General features: G+C 60.9%; 6 protein-coding genes. 4 read left to right on the forward strand and 2 right to left on the reverse strand.

The features are described from left to right. The 4 genes from GIW04_RS28845 to GIW04_RS28860 all read left to right on the forward strand — a co-directional run. On the forward strand, positions 1-996 hold a 996-nt coding region (locus GIW04_RS28845), incomplete at its 5' end, for an MFS transporter (RefSeq protein ID WP_236479464.1). Between the two features lie 85 nt (positions 997-1,081). Next, complete coding sequence (locus tag GIW04_RS28850; protein ID WP_003193500.1) at positions 1,082-1,420, forward strand: hypothetical protein; 339 nt, start codon at positions 1,082-1,084, stop codon at positions 1,418-1,420. A gap of 51 nt (positions 1,421-1,471) precedes the next feature. Continuing rightward, positions 1,472-1,738 (forward strand): hypothetical protein, encoded by a 267-nt coding sequence (locus GIW04_RS28855; RefSeq protein WP_032895690.1) that lies wholly within the window; start codon positions 1,472-1,474, stop codon positions 1,736-1,738. A gap of 48 nt (positions 1,739-1,786) precedes the next feature. Next, on the forward strand, positions 1,787-2,167 hold the full coding sequence (locus GIW04_RS28860; protein ID WP_003193505.1) for a Rho termination factor N-terminal domain-containing protein: 381 nt from the start codon (positions 1,787-1,789) through the stop codon (positions 2,165-2,167). A 117-nt stretch (positions 2,168-2,284) separates the two neighbouring features. Here the strand turns inward: GIW04_RS28860 and GIW04_RS28865 are convergent, their stop codons facing one another. After that, on the reverse strand, positions 2,285-3,196 hold the full coding sequence (locus GIW04_RS28865; protein ID WP_003193506.1) for a PfkB family carbohydrate kinase: 912 nt from the start codon (positions 3,194-3,196) through the stop codon (positions 2,285-2,287). Next, positions 3,189-3,813 (reverse strand): cytosine permease (locus tag GIW04_RS28870; protein ID WP_236479465.1); only part of this gene is annotated, 625 nt, incomplete at its 5' end. The genes GIW04_RS28865 and GIW04_RS28870, both read right to left, overlap by 8 nt.

Genomic DNA, 3,813 nt, shown 5'->3' on the forward strand with positions numbered 1-3,813 from the left:
GCTGATGCGCTGGGCGCGGCGCGAGCAATTGCGAGCACCGGACTATTGTTGGTGGTGGCCTGCCTGGGGTTTGCCCTGACGCCGGGGTTTGGCCAAGGCTTGATGCTGTTTGGATTGTCCCTTGGCTTGGGCTGGGGCGTGTTCTATACCCTGGGCCCAATCATCGTGACGCTGCTAGTGGAACCACGCCAGCGGGCCAAATATTTCGCCTTGCTCTCGGGCAGTATGTTGAGCGGCATAGGTTCCGGCCCTTTGCTGGGACGCGCCGCCACTGCGCTGGACCTGCCCCTGACCACCGCGTTCTATATCGCCGGGCTCGCCAGCCTCGCCGGGGTGGTGATGTTCTGGCGCATGGGCTCCCGGTTGCGACAGCACGCGAATATGCCAACCGCCAGGATTTCCTGGCGCGCAAGCCGCCGCATACTGTCTTCCAAGGCGGCGTTCGCCATCCTGATGGTCGGCCTGGGTGGCTGCGTATTCGGGGGGCTGTCTTCGTTCCAGACCAGCTATGCCGTGGCTCATAAGCTCGACTATTCACTGTTCTTCGCGGGCTTCCTGACAGCAGCAATCACCAGCCGCTTGCTGATCGCAGGCTTCGTGGTCAAGCGCGATGCGTACCAGGCTGCCTGTGTGTTATCGGGGGTGATGTTCGGCGCGATCGCGCTGTTCGCGTTTGGTGTCAGCGGCAACCTCAGTTATGTGCTCGCCGCCGCCACGCTAGGGATCGGGTATGGCCTGACGTATTCAGTGATCAACGGCCTGGTGGCCAACGAAGCGCCCAGCGGCACCACTTCCCAGGCGTTGTTGTTGTTCAGCCTGGCGTACTTTATCGGCGTCTTCGGGTTTCCCTGGCTCGCAGGCAAGATCATCGTCGACTTCGGCCTTGCGACAATGATGCTGAGCGTACTGGTGATCACGGCCCTCAACTGGGCGATCACGGTGGCACGCTTGATAGCGCGCCGAGTATCGGCACACAAAGTGATACAGGTGAGCTGATACCGTTCGTCGCCCTCCCGGCACGATCAACAATCGCGGGCAGACCAATACAGGGTAAGGACATTAATCATATGGAGACACCCTGATGAAAAATTCCAAATTTGCTGCCCTCGCCCTCACCGGCCTGTTGTCTGCCGCGTCCCTGAGCGCCTTCGCGGCCAGCTCGACCACCGGCCCCACAGATCCAACGCCGGACGCCACCACCGAGTCGCAAAAATCCATGGGCACCGGCATGGACACCAACGGTGGCGCGATCATCGACAACAGCGCCGACCCACGCACCAAAGGAAACGATACCCAGCGCCAGGCACCGGCGGCCGTGGGCAACGGCAAGATGGGCCCAGGCACGAGCAACAATGAGCCGAAGATCAACAAGGGCGACGACTCGAACATCCCGGGCGCGCAGAAACAACCAGCGCCTTGATGCACCCTTGGTACGACCTACACCCGACCATTTCCCAGTGAAGAGGTACGCATGAACGTCGATAGAAACCTTGAAAAAGAAGTCCTCACCCGCCTGCTGCACGCCCACCCGCAAGGCTTGGGCAAGGAGGTGCTGGACAATTACCGCGGTGAAAAAGAGGTCGCCAGTGTCTTGGCGTTCCTGCAAGACCGCGGGCTGATCAAGGATGGGCATGTGACCACCGACGACGCCGGCGAATACGCGTTGAACCTGCCGATCAAGCTCACCGCTTCTGGTGTGGATGAAGCGCGCAAGCTCGACGCCCAAAGTACTCAGTAATCCATTTCTGGCCTGGCCCCGCGACTGGGGCCAGAAGGAGTTTTAGCGATGCCTCGTGGAAGCAAAGCCAAATACACCGACGAACAGAAACGCAAGGCCGCTCATATCGAAGACAGTTATGAGCACAAAGGGTTGCCCAAGGACGAAGCCGAAGCTCGTGCCTGGGCCACCGTGAACAAACAGTCTGGCGGCGGTGAGAAAACCGGCGGATCAGGCAGGCGCAAAGCACCGACCAAGAAGGCCCAGGACCGGCAGGAATCGGCCAAGCGCGCCGCTGCCAGCCGTGAAGGCCACCCGCGCAGCAGTCGCGCTTCATTGGGTACGCAGACCAAGGAAAGCTTGATGAAAGAGGCGCGGGAAAAGAATATTTCAGGACGCTCAACCATGCGCAAAGATGAGTTGATCCAAGCCCTGAAAAAAGCAGGCTAAACGCAGAACCCATTGTGGGAGCGGGCTTGCTCGCGAAGGCGGAGTATCAGTCAGCACATGCTTTAACTGACACACCGCCTTCGCGAGCAAGCCCGCTCCCACATTTTTGGGCCTCGTTTATTCAGTCACTAATGCATCGACCTCAGCAGTGCCGGGCGAGGTCGCTGGCCCCCAGCGGGTTACCGCCAATGCCGCCGCTGCGTTCGCTCGACGCGCCGCCTCAACCGGTTTCAAGCCATTCGCCAACCCGGCAATAAATACTCCCGCATGTGCGTCCCCCGCGCCATTGCTGTCCACGGCCTGAACCTTGAATCCAGGGACATGCTCGATCTGTGCCCCTCGCCCTACCCAGCAACCATTTGGCCCATCACGCACAACCAGCAGTGCCTGCAAGTGCTGATTGAGCATGGGCAGCGCCTGACTCATATCCGCCGCCCCGGTAAACGCCAGGGCTTCAGGGCCATTGCTGGTCCAGATGTCGATACGCGGCAACAACGCGCGCATCAACGCGGAGTCCAGCGCCTTGACCATCGGGCCTGGGTCGAACACCACCACGATCTCTCGCGGTAGCGCCTGCAACCAGTCAAGCAAAGGCTGCGCCTTACCTTCAAGCAGCAAGCTGTAGCCACTGACGTATACGTAATCATCGACACGCGGGACGATCCGAGCCAAGTCGTCGGCGCTCAACTCACCCTCGGCGCCGAGATGGGAGATGAAGGTGCGTTCGGTGCTGGCTTCAGTCAGCGACACGCACAAGCCGGTGTCTTTGCCTGCGCTGGCCGCCAAGGCCATTTCAATACCTTCGGCCTGCATCGCGGCACGCGCCAGCTCGCCAAAGCGCCCCTCGCCATGGCGACCCAGGTAAACCACCGACAACCCATTGCGCCGCGCCGCAGCCATTACGTTGAAACCACCACCCACTTGAAAACTGGCGGAGTTGGCCAGCACGTCACCGCCGCTTGCCGGCAGGGTGTCGAGGCCCATGACCAGGTCGACAATGACCTGGCCGGTGTGCAGCAATCTAGACATTGGCGCTCTCGACTAAAGCCGGACGACGGTCAGACGCCCCGCCCAATACTGCATATATTCCGCCCGCTACCAGGAAGGTTACTATCCAGCCCAGGCCGTTATGGCCCAGCCAGGAGTCGGACAGCGGCCCGGCAAACCAGATGTTTTCGGCGGTGGTGCCAATGGTGGTGAAGCTGAACCCCAACACAATGGCCACCGCCCAGGCGCCAAATGCACGCCACTCCACGCCGCCGCGATACCAGTAGGCACTGCTGGGGCTGACGTCCAGCAGGTCGGTGGGGCTGTAGTAATGCCGGTGAATCAAGTCGACCACGAAGATCCCGACCCACGCCGTGATCGGCACCGCCAGCAGCGAAATGAAGGTGATGAACGGGCCATAAAAGCTGTCGGCGATCAGCATGAAGTAGATGGAGCCGGCAAAGATCGCGACGATATCGACGATCACCGCATGCACGCGTTTGACCTTCAAGCCCAGGGTCAAGGTAGTGAGACCGGCCGAATACACCGACAGGTTGTTCGACAGCAACAGCCCGCCGAACGCGGTGATCAGGTACGGCACGGCCATCCAGGTCGGCAGCATGTCGCGGATCGCGATGATGGGGTCGGTGGCCGACGCC

The organism is Pseudomonas sp. PA-4-8C (genome assembly GCF_021606625.1).
GTDB classification, from domain to species: Bacteria; Pseudomonadota; Gammaproteobacteria; order Pseudomonadales; family Pseudomonadaceae; genus Aquipseudomonas; species Aquipseudomonas lactis.